We start from the raw sequence: 17,875 nt of genomic DNA on the forward strand, positions 1-17,875 counted from the left end.
GGGATCAGTCTGCGCTGGCTTGCTCGATGAGCGCCGCGGCATTCAGCTGAACACGCATGTTGGCAGCGAGGCGGTCAAACGCGGGCCGTCCAGCCGCCGACACAGGGGCAGCGGCTTCGCTCTGGGCCACGATGGTCATCGGGTCCTGGTGCACGCCGTTGACGCGGAACTCGAAGTGCAGATGGGGGCCGGTGGCCCAGCCGGTGGCACCCACGGCGCCCAGTGTCTGGCCTTGTTCGACCGACTGGCCCTGGCGCACGTCAATGCGGCTCAGGTGGGCATACACCGTGACGTGCTGGTTGCGGTGCTTGATGAACACCACGTTGCCGTAGCCGTTTTGCACGCCCGCAAACTCCACAACGCCATCACCCACCGTGCGCACGGCGGTGCCCGTGGGGGCCGCAAAATCGGTGCCCAGGTGGGCGCGCCAGGTTTGCAGGATGGGGTGCAGGCGCATCTTGAAGCCGCTGGTCACGCGCGAGAACTCGACGGGCGAGGTCAGGTAGGCGCGGCGCATGCTTTCGCCGTCCAGTGTGTAGTAGGCGCCCTTGGTGGCGTTGGGTTCCTGGAACCAGATGGCTTGGTGGGTCTTGCCGTTATTGACGAACTCGGCGCTCAGCACGCGGCCGCTTGACAGCGGTTCGCCATCGGCTTCCAGGGTTTCGTACACCACCGAAAAGCGGTCGCCCTTGCGCAGCGAACGGCGGAAGTCGATGTTGCCCGAGAACAGTTCCGCCACCTGCACGGCCACCGAGTCGGGGATGTTCGACGCGTCGGTGGCAGCGAACAGCGAACTGTGGATGATGCCGCCCGCCAGACGGCTGTTGGTCGTCATCTTGGCGGTTTCGATGCGCGTCGCAAACTTGTTGTCGCTGGTGCGCTCGACGATCAGGCGGCGGAAGTTGCCGCTGTCGTCCGGCACCCAGCGCACCGTCAGGCGGATCAGGCGGTGGTCGTCGGTAGTCTCTGCCGACACGCTGCGGCCGGTGCGGCCCAGCACGTACTGGCGCACCGGCGTGTCGCTGCGCATGAAGGCAGCAGCGGCCGGGTCGGCCACGCCCATGCGCTGCAGCAGCGACTCGGGGGTGTCGCTGCTGCGCACCTGTTCGGAGCGGAACAGCGAAAAACTGGGAGCGTCGAGCTGGCCCAGCACGAGGTTTTCGGCCAGCGACTCCACCGGGTAGTTCACCACGCGCACCGGCAGTTCGGCCGGGTCGGGCGCGAAGGACGCCACGGCAAACGCGCCGCCGCCGCCCGTCAGCAAGAGGGCTGCGATAGCGGCGGTGATGCGTTTGGGGTGTTGTTGGATCGTGCGGGACAGCCGGTCAAGCAAAGCGATGCTGGCGGTGCGGACCGTAGTGAGGCCGTGAATCAAAGGTCTATCCCCAGGGTGATTGCGGTTCCGTGGCACACCCCCGGTGTGAATGCGGGGCGGGGCCAGGAGCACAGACTGTCAGGCTGCAGCCATTCGACAGGTTGATGAAAAACAGGTCGAAACGGCGGGCCCACTAGAATCCGCCTCTGCAATGTGGGCTGAAGTATAGCGGTGCATGCTGTCTAGACATCCCAAAAAACCCTTATGAATCAATCTGCTGTTACAACAACCCCGGTCTCTGATGGTGTAAGACAAGCCCTCGAAATCTCGCTGCGCGGTGTGCAAGAGCTGCTGCCACAGGACGAATGGGTCAAGAAGCTGGCGCGCTCGGAGGCCACCGGCCAGCCGCTGCGCATCAAGCTGGGCCTGGACCCCACGGCCCCCGACATCCACATCGGCCACACGGTGGTGCTGAACAAGATGCGGCAATTGCAAGATCTGGGCCACCAGGTCATCTTTCTGATCGGCGACTTCACCAGCCTGATTGGTGACCCCTCGGGCCGCAACAGCACGCGCCCGCCGCTCACGCCCGAGCAGATCAAGGTGAACGCCGAGACTTACTACAAGCAGGCCAGCATGGTGCTGGACCCGGCCAAAACCGAGATTCGCTACAACAGCGAGTGGAGCGAGCCCCTGGGCGCGAGCGGCATGATCCAGCTGGCTTCCCGCTACACCGTGGCACGCATGATGGAGCGCGACGACTTCCACAAGCGTTTCTCCACCGGCCAGTCAATCGCGGTGCACGAATTTTTGTACCCGCTGATGCAGGGCTACGACTCGGTGGCGCTCAAGAGCGACCTGGAGCTGGGCGGCACGGACCAGAAGTTCAACCTGCTCATGGGCCGCCACCTGCAGCAGGAATATGGCCAGGAGCCGCAGTGTGTGCTCACCATGCCATTGCTGGTGGGCCTGGACGGCGTGGACAAGATGTCCAAGTCCAAAAACAACTACATCGGCATTGCCGAGGATGCCAACACCATGTTCGCCAAGGTGCTGTCGATCAGCGACACCCTGATGTGGGACTGGTTCACCCTGCTGTCGTTCAAGAGCCTGGCCGACATCGCTGCGCTCAAGGCCGAGATCGCTGGCGGGCGCAACCCCAAGGACGCCAAGGTGATGCTGGCCAAGGAGATCACCACGCGCTTCCACAGCGCTGCCGCCGCCGGCGCGGCAGAGCAGGACTTCATCAACCGCAGCAAGGGCGGCGTGCCCGATGAGATCCCTGAGGTGAGCCTGTCGGGCGCGCCGCTGGGCATTGGTGCGCTGCTCAAGCAAGCCAACCTGGCCCCCTCGACCAGCGAGGCCAACCGCCTGATCGACGGCGGCGGTGTGCGTGTGGAAGGCAGCGTGGTCAGCGACAAGGGGCTGAAGCTGGCCGCCGGCACCTACGTGGTGCAGGTGGGCAAGCGCAAGTTTGCACGGGTGACTTTGGCCTGATTTGGGGTTAAAACAGCCGCAAGCGCTAGAAGAATATGCGCTGGCAGCTATCAAAATGAAAGCGCTGGGGCCGTAAGGCCCAGCGCTTTTTTCATGAGCCGTCCAGGTTGTCGTTCAGGTCCGGGTCGGGCACATCGCCAATCGCCTGGCGTGTGGCCTCGGCCTGCACCTGCAGCCAGGCGCAGAAGGCCTTGATCTCTGGCCGCTGCGCGCTGCGCGGCCCCACCATGAGCCAGTAGGCCAGGGGCGAGTCGATGCGGTGGCCGGGCAGCACCTCCACCAGGTCGCCCGCAGCCAGGGCATCGGCAATCAGCGGCATGCGGGCCAATGCCAGGCCCTGCCCGGCCAGCGCGGCCTGCACGATCTGGTGGGCGTAGTTGAAGTACAGCCAGCGCTGGGGCTGCAGCTTGGTCAGGTCGCGGGTGTCGAACCAGCGGCGCCAGCTCAGGTATTCCAGGTAGTGCGTGCGGTGGGCGTCGCCCGCCTCGATCAGGGTGAACTGCGCCACATCGGCGGGGGTGCGCAGCGGCTTGCCGCTCTTGAGCAACCAGGGGCTGGCCACCACGGCCAGTTGCTCGCCAAACAGGCGGATGCCGCCCTGCGTGGCCCCGGCGGGCATGGCGTAGCGCAGGGCCAGGTCCACGTCCGACGTTTCCAGGTCCACCTGCACATCGCTCGCATCAATGCGGATGTCGATGCCCGGGTTGTCGCGCTGGAACTCCTCCATGCGCGGGATCAGCCACATGGACGCAAAACTGGCCCAGGTGGTGATGGCCACGCTGCGGCGCCCGGCCGTCTGGCGCACCAGGCGCACGGCGGCGTCCATGCGCTCCAGTGCCGGGCCCACGGCGCGCTGCAGTTGCGCGCCCGCGCTGGTCAGCTCCACCGCGCGCGTGTGGCGCAGGAACAGGGGCACGCCCACTTCTTCTTCCAGCGCCTGGATCTGGCGGCTCACGGCCGATTGGGTAAGGGCCAACTCGTCGGCCGCCGCGCGGAAGTTGAGGTGCTTGGCCACGGCCAGGAAGGCGCGCCAGTGCCCTGCGGCCACGGGCCGGGTGCGCAAGACGGCGGGGGAGTATTCGGCAGAGGTCATGGCGGCATTCCTGCAGAAGATGATTCATGCGTTGATGGAATGAATAGCGTAGCGCGTTTTCATTGGACTGTGTGCACCGCAAAGCGCACTATCCAGCCATTGCAACGCCGCTTTACCGCATCCAAGGAGCCCGTCATGTCCCCCCGCAACGTTCTGGAATCGCAACAATCCGTCCACGCCGCCCAGGCTGGCCGCCGTGCGGCCGGTTGCTGGAAACTGGCCTCGGGCCAGGCCCTGTCGCTGCACCCGCAGACCCATGGGGTACTGCAGGTGGCACAGGGGCAGGCGTGGGTCACCCTGCGGGGGGCTCTGGCAGACATGCCGGGTGCTGCCGTGGACCACGTGCTGCAGCCCGGCGAGCAGTTGACCATTGCGCCGGGCCAGCACGTGGTGATGGAAGCCTGGAAGGCCGCCGGCTGCGCTGAGGCCGTGAGCTTCCGCTGGGATGCCGCAGCAGCCCCCGCCTCGGTGCAGCCCGCCAGCCCCGTCGCCCGTGACTGGGAATGCGGCGTGGTGCAGCCGCTGCGCGACCTGGTGCATGCCCTGGGGCAGGGCGGACATGCCCTGGGGGCGGCGCTGGTGGACGTGGCGGGCGCAGGCGGCCGGTTTGCCGTGGGCCTGGCCCGTTTTGCTCTCAACCGGATAGCGCCACAGTGGCAGCGCAGGCCGGCTTGAGGACTACATGCAGGAAAAGCATCAATAGGTGCCGTGCTTTTCATTGGACGTTGTTCTGCAAGCCGCGCACCATACGGTCTTATTAGGGTTAACCCGGAGAAAGCCATGACAACCTCTCACGCTCTTCATCTGTCTGCCTCGCGCCGCGCCATGGGCACTGTGGCCGGTGACGCTGGCACCGTGGCCGCAGGCGCAGCGGCCACCCTGGCCCCCAAGGCCGCGATGACCCTGCGCATTGCCGAAGGCCAGGCCTGGGTCACGCTGGGCAAGGGCCTGGGCGACGGTAGCGACCTGATTCTGTGCGCGGGCCAGTCGGTGCCCGTGGCTGCAGGCCAGCCGGTGGTGATTGAACCCTTGAACGGGCGCCGCCTGCAATACCGCTGGGTGAGTGGCGATGCCGCCGATGCCCGCCCTGCCGCGTGGTGGCGCCGCGCGTCCGTGGGCAACGGGGCTCCCGCCTGGGACGACGCCTGCTGCGCCTGACCTGATCCGACCGAGGCTCGCCCGCCTCGGTCGGGGCATGAATGGGAACTCCAAAGAGCTGCTGGTGCTTAATCAATAAGCGCCAGTGGCTCTTTTTTTAATAGCGTTTGGCATGGACGTGCGCTGGCGGCACGCGCGGCTCAACCCCCGGGTTCCTCGCGCGGCGCTTCGCCCAACAGCCCGATCAACTGGGACTGCAGCGTCGTCAGCAGTTCATTTGACAACGCCGGCTGCGCCGCCGCGGTGGCCCGGGCCAGCACCAGCCCGCCGACCATGGTGGCCAGGATTTGCATGGCGCGTGCGCGGTCTGTGGGTTGCTCGGCCGTGCCACCTGCCTCGGCGCCGTTGTCTGCCAGCAACTGCGCAAACCGCCCGATGTTGCGCTCGATGCCCTGGGCAAACACTTCCGACAGCGCGCTGCCGGCCCGCGCGGCGTCCACCGCCAGCGCAGCCGCCGGGCAGCCTGTGCCCGGCGAGTCGCGGTGCTGGGGCGAGAGGTAGCTCTGAATGCGCTCGCTGATGGTGGTGTTCGGGGTGGCGCCGTCCAGCGGGGCGATCGACCAGTCGAACGCCCGCGCGCACGCCTCTTGCACCAGCGCGTCCTTGGAGGCGAAATGCCGGTACAGCCCGCCATGCGTGAGACCGGCGTCGCGCGTGATGTCGGCCACGCCCACGCCGGTCAGCCCCCGCTCGCGGTACAGGCGGGAGGCCGCGTCCAGAATGCCTTGCCGGTTTTCAGCGGCCTGTGCTTTGGAAACCTTCATGCTGTCTCGTAATGATGGTGGTCGTACGCAAAATGAAGTCATGCCTTTATGATGACGATCGCAATCATAAAGGCGCTACCCCTTCAGGGTGGCGCATCTGCTGAACCATCCTGTGGAGCTGAATCATGAAGATAACCAATGTGACCCGTTGCGCGCTGAAGCGTGCCTTGTGTGGTGAGGGGGTCGCGTAATGCGCCGGGTTGTGGTCACCGGCATGGGCCTGGTGTCGCCGCTGGGCTGCGGTGTGGAGCTGGTCTGGCAGCGCCTGCTGGCCGGGCGCTCAGGCCTGTCGCGCCTGCCGGACGCGGTCACGGACGGCATTGCCGCCAAGGTCGCAGGGCAGGTGCCGGATGTGGTGCAAGACCCTGAAGGCGGTTGGGACGTGGACGCCGTTGTCTCGTCCAAGGACCAGCGCAAGATGGACCGCTTCATCCCCTTCGCTCTGGGGGCCGCGCAGCAGGCGCTGGTGCAGGCGGGCTGGCCGCCCGTTGACGAGCGGGCGCGTGAGCGCACGGCCACGGTCATCGCCTCGGGCATCGGTGGCTTCGGTGCGATTGCGGAGGCGGTGCGCACCACCGACACGCGCGGGCCGCAGCGCCTGTCGCCGTTCACGGTGCCGTCGTTCCTGGTGAACCTGGCGGCGGGGCAGGTGTCGATCCGCCACGGGCTCAAGGGACCGCTGGGCGCTCCGGTCACCGCGTGCGCCGCCAGCGTGCAGGCGATTGGCGACGCTGCGCGCCTGATCCGCAGCGGTGAGGCCGATGTGGCCGTGTGTGGCGGCAGCGAGGCCGCCATCGACCGTGTGAGCCTGGGCGGTTTTGCGGCGGCCAAGGCGCTGGGTACGGCGTTCAACGACACACCCGAGCAGGCATCGCGCCCGTTCGATGCGCAGCGCGACGGCTTTGTGATGGGCGAGGGCGCAGGCATGCTGGTGATCGAGGCGCTGGACCACGCCCTGGCGCGCGGCGCGCAGCCGCTGGCCGAGCTGGTGGGATACGGCACATCGGCCGACGCGTACCACATCACCTCCGGCCCCGAAGACGGTGACGGCGCCGCGCGCAGCATGTGGGCCGCGCTGGCGCAGGCGGGCCTGACGGCGCAGGACGTGCAGCACCTGAATGCCCATGCCACCTCCACCGGAGTGGGCGATCGGGGCGAGCTGGCCGCCATCCGCCGGGTGTTCGGCGCGGGGGCGCCGGTAGCCATCAGCTCCACCAAGTCGGCCACCGGGCACCTGCTGGGCGCGGCCGGTGCGGTGGCGGCCATCTTCACCACGTTGGCGCTGCGCGATCAGGTGGTGCCGGGCACGCTGAACCTGCACACACCCGATGCCTTGGCCGAGGGGCTGGACCTGGTGGCGCTGCAGCCCCGGCCCATGGCGCTCACGCACGCCATGCTCAACGGCTTTGGCTTTGGCGGCGTCAATGCCACGCTGATCCTGCGGCGCTGGACCGAAGCTGCATGATCGGCGGAGCGCAGCGCGCGAGGCGGCGGGTCAGAGCACCAGCTCGCCCCGTACAACCTCGAACGCAGCGATGGCCGCATCCCCGTCCAGCGACTCCATGCGGGCCAGTGCATCCACATCTTCCACGGTGCTGAAGGCCAGGCTGAAGTGCTGAAACCGCCGACCCGCCAGCGGGCCGTGGTGCAGCACTTCGATGTTGATGTGGCGGGGGTCGTTGCGGATGCGCTCGATGAGTTTGAGCACCGCCTTTTGCGGACCTTCCAGTTGCTGGCAAAAGCGCTGCCCGTCAAAGATCAGCAAGCCCGTGATGTCCAGCTCCGCGTTGACCTGGCGCGCGCGCCCGGCAATCTCGGCCACCACGCTCAGCGGTTGCTCGGGGGCGATGGTGCTCACGTAGAGGACCTCGTACAGGGCAGGGGATAGGTTCATATGTGAGGCCCAATGTAGGTGGCACATGGTGCCTGCGCAATGTCAAAAGACATAGAGGCGACAGCAGAACCAATTGGTTTGCGGCGCATTTGCAACGCGATGTGTTTCGGTGGATTCCGTACCTAAAATCGCACCCTCATGAACGTCACCTTGCCCGCCAAAGTTTGCCCTCCGGCCTGCCGCGATTGCCGATTGCGCAAGACGGGCGCCTTCACCGCCGTGACGCCCGAGGTCTTGGCGTTCATTGAAGGCTTTCGCAGCGACACCCTGGCGGTGGAAGCCGGCGGTGCGCTGGTGCGCGAGAACCAGACCAACGCCAAGCTGTTCACGCTGTATTCGGGCTGGGCGTTTCGCTACAAGACGCTGAGCGATGGGCGTCGCCAGATTCTCAACTTCTTGCTGCCCGGCGACCTGGTGGGGCTGCAGCAGGAGTTTGGCGAGGTATCGGCTCACGGCATCGAGGCGCTGACCGACTGCTCGCTGTGCGTGTTCCAGAACGACAGCCTGTGGGCCGTGTTCCGCGAGCATCCGCGGCTGGGCTACGACATCACCTGGCTGTCGGCGCACGAGGAGGGCCATGTGGACGACAACCTGCTCACCGCCGGCCGCCGCAACGCCACCGAGCGCGTGGCCATGCTGCTGATGCACCTTTACCGGCGCCTGGACCGCATCGGTCTGGTGGAGGAGGGTTCGGTGGGCTTTCCGCTCAACCAGCAGCACATTGCCGACGCCCTCGGGCTGTCGCTGGTGCACACGAACAAGACGCTGCGGCGCCTGGCCCAGCTGGGCCTGCACGAGCTGAAAAACGGGCGCCTGCGCCTGCTCAACACGCGCGCGCTGGCGCGCATTGCCGAGTACTACGACACACCGCCCCGGCTGATGCCGTTGCTGTAGCGCCGTCATTGCGGCAGGTTTGGGGTCAAACAGGCCGCAAGCGCCAGTCAATCATGCGCCGGCAGCTATGGTTTACGTAGCATATTGCGTCCCGTGGGCCGCAGTCGATAATCCACGCAATGCCCGCGCGCCGGGCGTGTGCTGCGCAACCCCCCTTCCATTTTCATGACCCCAATCGACATCCTCATCATGGCGGCCGGCAAAGGCACGCGCATGAAAAGCCGCATCCCCAAAGTGCTGCAGCGCCTGGCCGGGCGCCCGCTGCTGCACCACGTGCTGGACCAGGCCGCGCGCCTGCAGGCCCGCAGCGCCGTCGTCATCACCGGCCATGGCGCTACAGAAGTAGAAGCAGCTACCGCAAGCGCGACTGGCACTACCGGCACTTTTGACCTGAAATTCGTGCGGCAGGAGCCGCAGCTGGGCACCGGCCATGCCGTGCAGCAAGCCGTGCCCCACCTGCGTGACGACGGCACGGCCGTGGTGCTGTCGGGCGATGTGCCGCTGACGCAGGCCGAAACCCTGCGCGCCCTGGTGGCGGCTAGCGAAGGCGACAAGCTGGCCCTGCTGACGGTGACCCTGCCCGACCCCACGGGCTACGGCCGCATCATGCGCAATGCCGATGGCGCGGTGCAAGGCATCGTCGAGCACAAGGACGCCACCGACGCCCAACGCGCCATCACCGAGGTCTACAGCGGCATCATGGCCGTGCCCGCACGGCGGCTCACGCCCTGGCTGGCGCGGCTGACCAACCACAATGCACAGGGCGAGTACTACCTGACCGACGTGGTCGCCATGGCCGTGGCCGACGGTGTGCCCGTGGTGGCCCACCGCATCACCGACGCGCTGCAGGTGGCGGGCGTCAACAGCCCGCTGCAACTGGCCGAGCTGGAGCGCGCGCACCAGCTGCGCCAGGCCCGCGCCTTGATGGAGCAGGGCGTGCGCCTGGCCGACCCCGCCCGCTTTGACCTGCGCGACGACACCCGCACCGGCGTGCGCGGCGAGCTGGTCTGCGGCCAGGACGTGGAGATCGACGTGAACTGCGTCTTCACCGGCCGCGTGGAGCTGGGCGAGGGCGTGAGCGTTGGCGCCAACTGCTGCATTGCCAACGCGCGCATCGCAGCGGGCGCAGTGATCCACCCTTACACCCACATCGACGGCGAAAAGGCTGGTGCCACGGTGGGCGAGGGCGCGCTGATTGGCCCCTTTGCCCGCCTGCGCCCCGGCGCGCAACTGGGCCGCGAAGTGCATATCGGCAACTTTGTGGAAGTGAAGAACAGCACGCTGGCCGACGGCGCCAAGGCCAACCACCTGGCTTACCTGGGCGACGCCACCGTGGGCGAGCGCGTGAACTACGGCGCGGGCAGCATCACCGCCAACTACGACGGCGCCAACAAGCACCGCACGGTGATCGAGGCCGATGTGCACATCGGCAGCAACTGCGTGCTGGTGGCGCCCGTGACCATTGGCGCAGGCGGCACGGTAGGCGGCGGCAGCACCATCACCAAGAGCACGACGCCCGGTGCGCTGAGCGTGGCCCGGGGCAAGCAGGTGAGCATTGCCAACTGGTCCCGCCCGAAAAAATGAAGCACCCCCTGAGTCGCTTCGCGCCTTCCCCCTCCAGGGGGACGACAGCCTTTGCTGCGGGGCGGCCCTTGCTGGCTGTCCTCGCCTGCGTTTTCGTCTTCGTGCATAGCGCGTTGGCGCCTCGTTGTGCCGTGCATGCTTCTGTGGCCTGCGGCGGGAGATGAAAGTGGCTGGTGCAGACATGACCCCCGAACAGCTGCGCGCTGAACTGGCCCGCAGCCAGCAGCAGGTGGCCGATATGGCGGCTGCGCAGGAGGAATTCTTGCGCGCCGTCTCGCACGACCTGCGCGCGCCGCTGCGGCATGTGACCTCGTACGGCACCCTGGTGCGCGAGGTGCTGGGCGACTTGCCGCCCGAAGTGGTGCAGGGCGCCGAGGTGCAAGAGGCCCTGGGCTTCCTCGCCACCATGGACCATTCTGCGCGCCGCATGGGGTTCATGATCGACGGCCTGCAAGCCCTGGTGCGCACCAGCCGGGTCCCGCTGCGCCTGCAGCCTGTGCCGCTGGCCGATGCCGTGGCCCAGGCGCGCGCCACGCTGGCACCGGCCGAGGCCGGGCGCGCTGTGGAATGGCGCGTGGGCGCCAAGCTGCCCACGCTACAAGCCGACCCCGCGCTGCTGCAGGATCTGCTGGTGCAGCTGCTGGGCAATGCCCTCAAGTTCACCCGCCCCGTGGCGCACGCTTGCATCACGGTGTCGGCGGATGCAGCACCGGCGGGCCAGGTCGCCTTCACGGTGCAGGACAACGGCGTGGGCTTTGACCCGGCGCGTGCGGGCAGCTTGTTCGGCGTGTTTCAGCGCCTGCACCGCGAGACGGAGTTCGAGGGTGTGGGCGCGGGGCTCGCACTGTGCCGCGCTATTGCGCAGCGCCACGGCGCAGAGGTCAGCGCAACGGCGGTGCCGGGCGCTGGTTGCACGGTGCGGGTGGCCTGGCCCATTGGCGCACCAAGCTCCGCGCAGGAGCCGTTGCCGGGCTAACGCCTGTTGTCACCGACGGGCGACCGGCCATGAAGGCCACACACAGGGTGTGGCCCCTGCCGGCCCACCCTACCGTTCGATTACGAAGCGGCTCCGTACAACCCTGTGGCGCGCAGCGTGGCGCGTTGGTCGCCTGCCCTGATCCGTAGCGTGACCTGCAGCGTGTCTCCGGCATCCCATCCCCAGGGCGGGCAGTCTGTGAGAGCGCCCCGCAGGGTGCGTTCAGGGAACCAGCGGGGCGGCGCGAATCCGGCGGCCGTCACGGCGCGGTTGCTGCTCCAGTCCTTGACGCTGTTCAGGGTCTCCATGAAATAGGCTTCTCGCAGCTTCGCCTCCACCACGTACCCGGAGAAGCGGGTCGAAGCCCAGTACGCAGGGAACTGAAAGTCCCACATCGATACGCTATCGCCCAGCAATTCCCTTTGTCCCATGCCAGCGGGGCCCCGCTTGGTGAGCGTTGCCGACTCGACCTCCAGCCCTGGCGGAAAGCCATCCGCCCCAGCACGAATGGAGATAAGCACGATCAGGTCGGCGCAGGGGGGCTCTTCCAGTCCCAGCATGACCCGAGGCATCGTGTCCACGTACGGATTGACTTGGAGTTGCAGCTTGTACCGCTGCGCAAAGTCCAAGGGCGGCGCAGCGGGCACCTGGGGGGATGGGGCTGAAGCGCATCCGGTCAACGCGCTCAGTGCGCTCAGTGCGCTCAGTGCGCTCAGCATGGCAGTGAAGGCTACGAGTCTGCGCAGGCAAGCCATGGTCAGCGTCTTTCCCGGGCTTTAGCGTTCCTATGCCTGCCAATGCCATCGCATGCCAGGTCGGTGCGGGGACCTCTGCCTGCTTGAGCCTTCTGGCATTGCAAGCACTTTCGGTCCGGGTCGTTGTGCCTGGATAGGCGGCTACACCGCTGGCGCAAGCTCGTGCTCCATGTGCCCCGCCACCTGATTGCGCCCGCCGTTCTTGGCGACGTACAGCGCTGCGTCGGCGGCGTCGATCCACGCGCGCAGGCTGCTGTGGCGGTGGTCGGCCGGGGCCACGCCGATGCTGCTGGTGATGCGCAGTTCGGGCAGGCTGCGCAGGCGCACGCCTTCGGTCTGCTCGCGAATGCGCTGGGCAACGGCCAGGGCGTCGCGCGCATGCATGCCGGGCAGCACGATGGCGAACTCGTCCCCGCCGTAGCGCCCTGCGCAGTCGCCGGCGCGCACGTTGCCCCGCACCACATGCGCCAGCGCGCGGATGACCTCGTCACCCACGGTGTGGCCGTAGGCGTCGTTGATCTCCTTGAAATGGTCGATGTCCAGCATCAGCATGCAGGCGGGCTCGTCGGTGGTGTGGTGGCGGCGCAGTGCGGCCTCTGCCTGTTCTTGCCAGTGGCCACGCCCGAACAGGCCGGTCAGGGCGTCCACGCGGCGCAGTTCGTCCAGCATCTGGTTCTGGCGCGCGGACTGCCGGATGAGCTGGTAGCTCACGGCGCTGACCGACAGCGTGTGCAACGACATCACCGGCAGGCAGGCCACCATCACGCGCATGGAGGTCTCGGGCGCCCAGTGCAGTCCCATGACCGCAGTGCTGGCGATACCGGCCGCCAGCATCACCCACAGGGCGCGCACCCACAGCCCACGGATGCCGGTGGTGATCTTGTCCACCATGGTCAGGGTGAGCAGCATCACGCTGGGCAGCAGGTTGAAGTGCATCAGCGGTACCAGCGCAGCGACCAGCGCCGAGTCGATGAGCAGGTTGCGCACCTCGGCAGCGTACGGGTCAGCCGCGCGGCGTGTGAGCAGGTAGGCCACATGCGGCCACACCAGCGTGGCCAGCAACAGGGACGTCCACGCCATGGGGGATGCCTGGCGCTCCCACAGCACCGTCGCCACCACCATGCCGCCCAGCCCCATGCCCAGGATGCGCAAGGGGTAGATGCGGCGGGGCATCTGGCGGCGGGGCGTCGGCATGGGTGTGCAGGGGAAGGGCGGTGCTGCCACGCGGGCATCCACCGGCCGGGTAGGTAGAAAGTGCGGCGGAGCTTACAACGCACCGCCAGGCGATACCAGCAAGAAATGACCGTGGCCCTTTCCCCTCAGTCGCATGGATGACGTGGATGGAGGGTTGGGGCTGTGCTGCCGGGCCTGGAGGGGCGGTCTGTTTGGCGCGGTGGTGAGAGGGCGCGAGTGTGGGTTGGATGTGGTTTGCTAATAAATTAATAGCGCTCGGGGCATATCACACTAGCGCTACTGGCACTTTTGTCTCGAACTTTGCCCGCCGGGTCGCAAAGAACGCCTTCACATTGCGCACGTTGGCGTCGCCGGTAAACAGCCGCTGCGACAGCGCCAGGTAGCCCGGCATGTCCCGCGTGTGCACCACCAGCACAAAGTCGGGCCCGGGCGAGACGCGCCAGCACTGCTGCACGGCGGCCTCCTGCACGGCGCGGGCTTCGAAGGCGTCGAGTTGCTCGGCCCCCTGGCGGTCCAGCGACACCTCCACGATGCACGCCAGCCCGTGGCCTTGCAGGGCCGCCAGCCGGTCGGGCTGCAGGATGGCGACCTGTCGCTCGATCAGCCCTGCATCGTGCAGGCGCTTGACGCGGCGCAGGCAGGTGGGCGGCGACACATGCACCTGTTCGGCCAGGGTCTGGTTGCTTTGCGCGGCATCGGTCTGCAACAGGTTGAGCAGTTGCAGGTCTATGGCATCGAGTGATATGGATTCCATTAAAAGTCAAAAATTGAACAAAAATTTCACCATTGGAGATGGGTGGAATTAAAGTTCATATTTTTGTAAATATCAATCAATAATTTTTTGAAGCGCTGCCTACCATCGCCGCATCTGATCACATTCCTTCCAAGGGCAACCACCATGTGCGGTATCGTCGGCGCAGTCTCCACGCGCAACATCGTTCCCATCCTCGTGCAGGGCCTGCAGCGGCTTGAATACCGGGGCTATGACTCGTGCGGCGTGGCCGTGCATGCGTCCAGCCTGGACGCTACGCGCCCTGCCGGCCTCCAGCGCGCCCGCAGCACCGCCCGCGTGGCCGAGCTGCTGGAACAGGTGAGCACCGAGCACATCGACGGCGCCACCGGCATTGCCCACACCCGCTGGGCTACGCACGGCGCGCCCGCCGTGCACAACGCCCATCCGCATTTCAGCCATGGAACGGGCGCGGACGCCCATGCCCAGGCCGCAGGCCGGGTGGCGCTGGTGCACAACGGCATCATCGAGAACCACGAAGAGCTGCGCGCCCGCCTGCAAGCACGCGGCTATGAGTTTGCGAGCCAGACCGACACCGAGGTCATCGCCCACTTGGTGGACAGCCACTACAGCGGCGACCTGTTCGACGCCGTGCGGGCCACCGTGGCCGAACTGCATGGCGCCTACGCCATCGCCGTCATGCACAAAGACGAACCCCACCGCGTGGTGGGCGCACGTGCAGGGTCCCCGTTGATCCTGGGCGTGGGCAAGGACGCCACCGGCGCCTCGTCATCGCGTGAGCACTTTCTGGCCAGCGACGCCATGGCCCTGGCGGGCGTCACCGACCAGATCGTCTATCTGGAAGAGGGCGATCTGGTGGACCTGCAGCTGGGCCGCTACTGGATCGTGGGCAAGGACGGCAACGCGCTGACCACCGGGCAGCGCCCCGTGCGCACCGTGCAGGCCCACAGCGGCGCCGCCGAGCTGGGGCCGTATCGCCACTACATGCAAAAGGAAATCTTCGAGCAGCCCCGCGCGATTGCCGACACGCTGGAAGGCTTGGCCGGCATCGTGCCTGAGCTGTTTGATGGTGCGGGCCAGCATGGTGAGCCTGGTGCAGCCGCCTGGCGCGTGTTCAAGGAAATCGACAACGTCTTGATCCTGGCCTGCGGCACCAGCTACTACAGCGGCTGCACCGCCAAATACTGGCTCGAAGAAATCGCCGGCATCCCCACCCAGGTCGAAGTGGCCAGCGAATACCGCTACCGCACCAGCGTGCCCAACCCGCGCACACTGGTTGTCACCATCAGCCAAAGCGGCGAAACCGCCGACACCCTGGCGGCATTGCGCCACGCGCAGTCTTTGGGCATGCAGCACACGCTGACCATCTGCAACGTGGCCACCAGCGCCATGGTGCGCGAGTGCAAGCTCGCCTACATCACACGTGCGGGTGTCGAGATTGGCGTGGCCAGCACCAAGGCCTTCACCACGCAGCTGGCAGGCCTCTTCTTGCTGACGCTGGCGCTGGCGCAAAGCAAGGGCCGCCTGAGTGAAGAGCAGGAGGCCGCCCACCTCAAAGCCATGCGCCACCTGCCCGTGGCCCTGCAGGCCGTGCTGGCGCTCGAACCCCAGCTCATCAGCTGGGCCGAGGACTTTGCGCGCATGGAAAACGCCCTCTTCCTGGGCCGAGGCCTGCACTACCCCATCGCGCTGGAAGGCGCGCTCAAGCTCAAGGAAATCAGCTACATCCACGCCGAAGCCTACCCGGCCGGCGAACTCAAGCACGGCCCCCTGGCCCTGGTGACCAGCGCCATGCCGGTGGTGACCGTGGCGCCTAACGACGCCCTATTGGAAAAGCTCAAGAGCAACATGCAGGAAGTCCGCGCCCGCGCAGGCGTGCTGTACGTGCTGGCCGATGGCGACACCCACATCGAAAGCAGCGAAGGCATCCACGTGATTCGCATGCCCGAGCACTACGGCGCACTGAGCCCGCTGCTGCACGTGGTGCCGCTGCAGCTGCTGGCGTACCACACGGCCTGCGCGCGGGGGACGGATGTGGACAAGCCCCGTAACCTCGCGAAATCTGTGACCGTGGAGTAAGGGTCACAGGGTGGCTGGCATTCTGCGGAGCCAAAAGTGAACGTGAGTAGAGAGGCTGAATACAGTGAGTTGCGCAAGCTCTGGAACGTGGGTTTCACCTCTGAGACAGCCTATTTGCATGACATGGCTTAGCCATAGGGACGCTTGCGGCGCCCCTCGCCTGTCCCCGGCCGCACCGGCGTCGGCTTCGCGCGGTTCAACGCCGCGTTCAATGTTGTCTCTGAGGAAAGCCAGCGCGGCCTCGCTTCACCCGGTCGGGTCAGCGTGATGGTGATAGCACTCAGCGTATCTCAGTAGCCAGGTAAGGTTGCAAGACGCACAAGGCATATCCCGGCCTGTGCACACAGATACCGACAGGAGTCTGCACTCAGGCCTCTGCTCGAGACTGAGGGCCTGGTGCTTCGCATTGGGTGGTCAGCAGATCGCGCCCCCTCGGCGTGATCGCCAGCACGCGTGCGTGGAGGATTCCCGAGAGAGGGTGTGGAAGCATCACGGCCACCAGACCGGCTGCGCGCAATACGCGCAGTTTGTCGATGCTCGCTTCTTCTTCCACCGTAATGGGCAGAGAAGCTTGGGCGATCTCCCGCAGGTATTCAAAAGGCACAGGCATCTCCTCAGAAAATGTCACGGAGCGTGAGATTTTTAAGGAGTTGTCTGCTTTCAAATGTATTAATTGGTTGGCCCTGTAGCTCTCATGGCCAACCGAACTGTTCGGTCTTCGTCGTAACTACGAATTCGCATGGGGCACTTCTGTTAAACGCACACCCGGTGCTCGTCGCTGCACAGCTGACTTTTCACCGATTGGGCAATCTACGCCCAGGTCCGCCGTCTCGTACTCCTTGACGCTGATGTGTCGGGACGCCCAGTGGCCGGATGGGGCAAATATCTCTGGTCGGCGTCTACCTGGGAGCACCTGCGATGGGTATTCAAACGCTGTCGCGAAGTTCTTCGACGCCCGCGGCTTGCGCCCGTGGCCGCAGCGCCCTAGCGGCGCGTTGGCTTCGACACCGTAGATCCGAGACCGGAGGACTGCTTTGCAAGGTGAAGAACGAGCGATACCCGCGCCCCGGAATGCAGACATGGATTACCGGCTTGCACCTACAACCGGTTCAACGGCGCTTGGCGAGGATGTGCGACCAACACCTCGGAATCCATGGAGTCTCCACATACTCTCGACTACACAGTGCTGGCGCTCCGATCCGGTCAATCCTCAAGGAGCATTTGTGGGCAACGTCAACGATCACATCACGCAAGTTACCCATCAGAACATCGAGAACATTCTTTGCGCGGAGGATGATCGAAGGAAGCAAACTCAGCGTCCTTACCGGGCGATAGCAAAGGTCACGCAGGCATGCGGCACCGTCGGGTTTCTGGTCCTCAATGCCGTCCTCTTCATTGGCTGGATCGTAGTCAACGAATTCATCGTCAGGTTCGACCCTTTTCCGTACACCTTGCTTCTGTTTTGGGTGTCGCTCGAAGCCATTTTTCTGTCCGTGTTCATTCTCATCAGTCAGAACATGGCTGCAGCTGAGAGCGAGCGCAGGCACCATTTGGACCTGCAAATGAATCTTCTCTCGGAAAGAGAAATCACCGCACTCATGCGGCTTGCGCTGGACATATCAGAGAAGGTTGGCGTCCCTGATGAAAAAACGGAGGAAGTACGCGCTTTCGCTCACGAGACAGACCCCTCGGGGGTGCTCAACCAGATCATTCGTGCGGAACATCGTCATCGAGTGGTCGTCGCAGGGGAGAGCAGGCGCTAGAACTGCGCGACAGTTGTCCGCTGGACGTCAAGGCGTTTCAGCAGATTCCATGCGTTCTCGCCGATAGCTTGTCGGACTCGGTTTGATCGTTCGTCCTACATGGACGATTTCATTCCAAAAATAAGATGACACCGTGACGACGAAACTCCTTGCAGTCC

17 protein-coding genes are annotated in these 17,875 nt (G+C 65.9%); 9 read left to right on the forward strand and 8 right to left on the reverse strand.

Going from position 1 to position 17,875, the window contains the following annotated elements; all coding sequences use genetic code 11:
• Positions 1–4: 4 nt before the first annotated feature.
• Positions 5–1,375: a M23 family metallopeptidase gene (locus C8C99_RS00430; RefSeq protein ID WP_056638869.1), complete on the reverse strand. Its 1,371-nt coding sequence runs from the start codon at positions 1,373–1,375 to the stop codon at positions 5–7.
• Between the two features lie 204 nt (positions 1,376–1,579).
• Between C8C99_RS00430 and tyrS the strand changes: the two genes are divergently transcribed.
• Positions 1,580–2,812: a tyrosine--tRNA ligase gene (gene tyrS / locus C8C99_RS00435; protein ID WP_108624590.1), complete on the forward strand. Its 1,233-nt coding sequence runs from the start codon at positions 1,580–1,582 to the stop codon at positions 2,810–2,812.
• 91 nt (positions 2,813–2,903) lie between these two features.
• On the opposite strand, the gene C8C99_RS00440 is transcribed toward tyrS, so the two are convergent.
• Positions 2,904–3,905 carry a LysR substrate-binding domain-containing protein gene (locus C8C99_RS00440; protein WP_108624591.1) on the reverse strand — a complete coding sequence of 334 codons (1,002 nt, stop codon included), beginning with the start codon at positions 3,903–3,905 and terminating at the stop codon, positions 2,904–2,906.
• Positions 3,906–4,040: 135 nt separating this feature from the next.
• Here C8C99_RS00440 and C8C99_RS00445 point away from each other — a divergent pair, with 135 nt between their 5' ends.
• Both C8C99_RS00445 and C8C99_RS00450 read left to right on the forward strand, forming a co-directional pair.
• Positions 4,041–4,580: a DUF2917 domain-containing protein gene (locus C8C99_RS00445; RefSeq protein WP_108624592.1), complete on the forward strand. Its 540-nt coding sequence runs from the start codon at positions 4,041–4,043 to the stop codon at positions 4,578–4,580.
• A gap of 105 nt (positions 4,581–4,685) precedes the next feature.
• Positions 4,686–5,063: a DUF2917 domain-containing protein gene (locus C8C99_RS00450; RefSeq protein WP_108624593.1), complete on the forward strand. Its 378-nt coding sequence runs from the start codon at positions 4,686–4,688 to the stop codon at positions 5,061–5,063.
• A gap of 140 nt (positions 5,064–5,203) precedes the next feature.
• Here C8C99_RS00450 and C8C99_RS00455 read toward each other — a convergent pair whose 3' ends face one another.
• A complete protein-coding gene (locus tag C8C99_RS00455; RefSeq protein ID WP_108624594.1) occupies positions 5,204–5,827 on the reverse strand; it encodes a TetR/AcrR family transcriptional regulator in 624 nt (207 codons plus the stop codon).
• Positions 5,828–6,017: 190 nt separating this feature from the next.
• Between C8C99_RS00455 and fabF the strand changes: the two genes are divergently transcribed.
• A complete protein-coding gene (gene fabF, locus C8C99_RS00460) occupies positions 6,018–7,292 on the forward strand; it encodes a beta-ketoacyl-ACP synthase II (RefSeq protein WP_108624595.1) in 1,275 nt (424 codons plus the stop codon).
• A gap of 30 nt (positions 7,293–7,322) precedes the next feature.
• On the opposite strand, the gene C8C99_RS00465 is transcribed toward fabF, so the two are convergent.
• Entirely contained in the window at positions 7,323–7,721 is a 399-nt protein-coding gene (locus tag C8C99_RS00465) for a BLUF domain-containing protein (protein WP_056638854.1), read from the reverse strand.
• 138 nt (positions 7,722–7,859) lie between these two features.
• Between C8C99_RS00465 and C8C99_RS00470 the strand changes: the two genes are divergently transcribed.
• The 3 genes from C8C99_RS00470 to C8C99_RS00480 all read left to right on the forward strand — a co-directional run bounded on the left by C8C99_RS00470 (position 7,860) and on the right by C8C99_RS00480 (position 11,175).
• Entirely contained in the window at positions 7,860–8,615 is a 756-nt protein-coding gene (locus C8C99_RS00470) for a Crp/Fnr family transcriptional regulator (RefSeq protein WP_056638851.1), read from the forward strand.
• A 165-nt stretch (positions 8,616–8,780) separates the two neighbouring features.
• A complete protein-coding gene (gene glmU / locus C8C99_RS00475; protein ID WP_108626985.1) occupies positions 8,781–10,199 on the forward strand; it encodes a bifunctional UDP-N-acetylglucosamine diphosphorylase/glucosamine-1-phosphate N-acetyltransferase GlmU in 1,419 nt (472 codons plus the stop codon).
• 181 nt (positions 10,200–10,380) lie between these two features.
• Positions 10,381–11,175, forward strand: a complete 795-nt coding sequence (locus C8C99_RS00480; RefSeq protein WP_199226265.1) for an ATP-binding protein — start codon at positions 10,381–10,383, stop codon at positions 11,173–11,175.
• A gap of 80 nt (positions 11,176–11,255) precedes the next feature.
• Here the strand turns inward: C8C99_RS00480 and C8C99_RS00485 are convergent, their stop codons facing one another.
• From C8C99_RS00485 to C8C99_RS00495, 3 genes are all read right to left on the reverse strand, one after another.
• Positions 11,256–11,894 carry a hypothetical protein gene (locus tag C8C99_RS00485; RefSeq protein WP_146185994.1) on the reverse strand — a complete coding sequence of 213 codons (639 nt, stop codon included), beginning with the start codon at positions 11,892–11,894 and terminating at the stop codon, positions 11,256–11,258.
• 177 nt (positions 11,895–12,071) lie between these two features.
• Positions 12,072–13,124, reverse strand: a complete 1,053-nt coding sequence (locus C8C99_RS00490) for a diguanylate cyclase (RefSeq protein WP_108624598.1) — start codon at positions 13,122–13,124, stop codon at positions 12,072–12,074.
• Positions 13,125–13,389: 265 nt separating this feature from the next.
• A complete protein-coding gene (locus C8C99_RS00495) occupies positions 13,390–13,878 on the reverse strand; it encodes an Lrp/AsnC family transcriptional regulator (protein ID WP_108624599.1) in 489 nt (162 codons plus the stop codon).
• Between the two features lie 144 nt (positions 13,879–14,022).
• Between C8C99_RS00495 and glmS the strand changes: the two genes are divergently transcribed.
• Positions 14,023–15,954, forward strand: coding sequence for a glutamine--fructose-6-phosphate transaminase (isomerizing) (gene glmS / locus C8C99_RS00500; protein ID WP_056638834.1), 1,932 nt, complete (start codon positions 14,023–14,025; stop codon positions 15,952–15,954).
• 367 nt (positions 15,955–16,321) lie between these two features.
• Here glmS and C8C99_RS00505 read toward each other — a convergent pair whose 3' ends face one another.
• The gene (locus C8C99_RS00505; RefSeq protein WP_233247133.1) at positions 16,322–16,618 is read right to left on the reverse strand and encodes a hypothetical protein; all 297 of its coding nucleotides are present in this window, start codon (positions 16,616–16,618) and stop codon (positions 16,322–16,324) included.
• 559 nt (positions 16,619–17,177) lie between these two features.
• On the opposite strand from C8C99_RS00505, the gene C8C99_RS00510 reads away from it, so the two are divergent.
• Positions 17,178–17,717 (forward strand): DUF1003 domain-containing protein, encoded by a 540-nt coding sequence (locus C8C99_RS00510; RefSeq protein WP_158274145.1) that lies wholly within the window; start codon positions 17,178–17,180, stop codon positions 17,715–17,717.
• The last annotated feature ends 158 nt before the right edge of the window (positions 17,718–17,875 follow it).

The organism is Acidovorax sp. 107, from assembly GCF_003058055.1.
Classification (GTDB): Bacteria; Pseudomonadota; Gammaproteobacteria; order Burkholderiales; family Burkholderiaceae_C; genus Acidovorax.

Coding starts and splice junctions, on each gene's coding strand:
- glmS (WP_056638834.1), top strand. CDS start 14,023: ATGTGCGGTATCGTCGGCGCAGTCTCCACGCGCAACATCGTTCCCATC.
- glmU (WP_108626985.1), top strand. CDS start 8,781: ATGACCCCAATCGACATCCTCATCATGGCGGCCGGCAAAGGCACGCGC.
- C8C99_RS00495 (WP_108624599.1), bottom strand. CDS start 13,878: ATGGAATCCATATCACTCGATGCCATAGACCTGCAACTGCTCAACCTG.
- C8C99_RS00490 (WP_108624598.1), bottom strand. CDS start 13,124: ATGCCGACGCCCCGCCGCCAGATGCCCCGCCGCATCTACCCCTTGCGC.
- C8C99_RS00440 (WP_108624591.1), bottom strand. CDS start 3,905: ATGACCTCTGCCGAATACTCCCCCGCCGTCTTGCGCACCCGGCCCGTG.
- C8C99_RS00455 (WP_108624594.1), bottom strand. CDS start 5,827: ATGAAGGTTTCCAAAGCACAGGCCGCTGAAAACCGGCAAGGCATTCTG.
- C8C99_RS00485 (WP_146185994.1), bottom strand. CDS start 11,894: ATGCTGAGCGCACTGAGCGCACTGAGCGCACTGAGCGCGTTGACCGGA.
- C8C99_RS00465 (WP_056638854.1), bottom strand. CDS start 7,721: ATGAACCTATCCCCTGCCCTGTACGAGGTCCTCTACGTGAGCACCATC.
- C8C99_RS00470 (WP_056638851.1), top strand. CDS start 7,860: ATGAACGTCACCTTGCCCGCCAAAGTTTGCCCTCCGGCCTGCCGCGAT.
- fabF (WP_108624595.1), top strand. CDS start 6,018: ATGCGCCGGGTTGTGGTCACCGGCATGGGCCTGGTGTCGCCGCTGGGC.
- C8C99_RS00480 (WP_199226265.1), top strand. CDS start 10,381: ATGACCCCCGAACAGCTGCGCGCTGAACTGGCCCGCAGCCAGCAGCAG.
- tyrS (WP_108624590.1), top strand. CDS start 1,580: ATGAATCAATCTGCTGTTACAACAACCCCGGTCTCTGATGGTGTAAGA.
- C8C99_RS00445 (WP_108624592.1), top strand. CDS start 4,041: ATGTCCCCCCGCAACGTTCTGGAATCGCAACAATCCGTCCACGCCGCC.
- C8C99_RS00450 (WP_108624593.1), top strand. CDS start 4,686: ATGACAACCTCTCACGCTCTTCATCTGTCTGCCTCGCGCCGCGCCATG.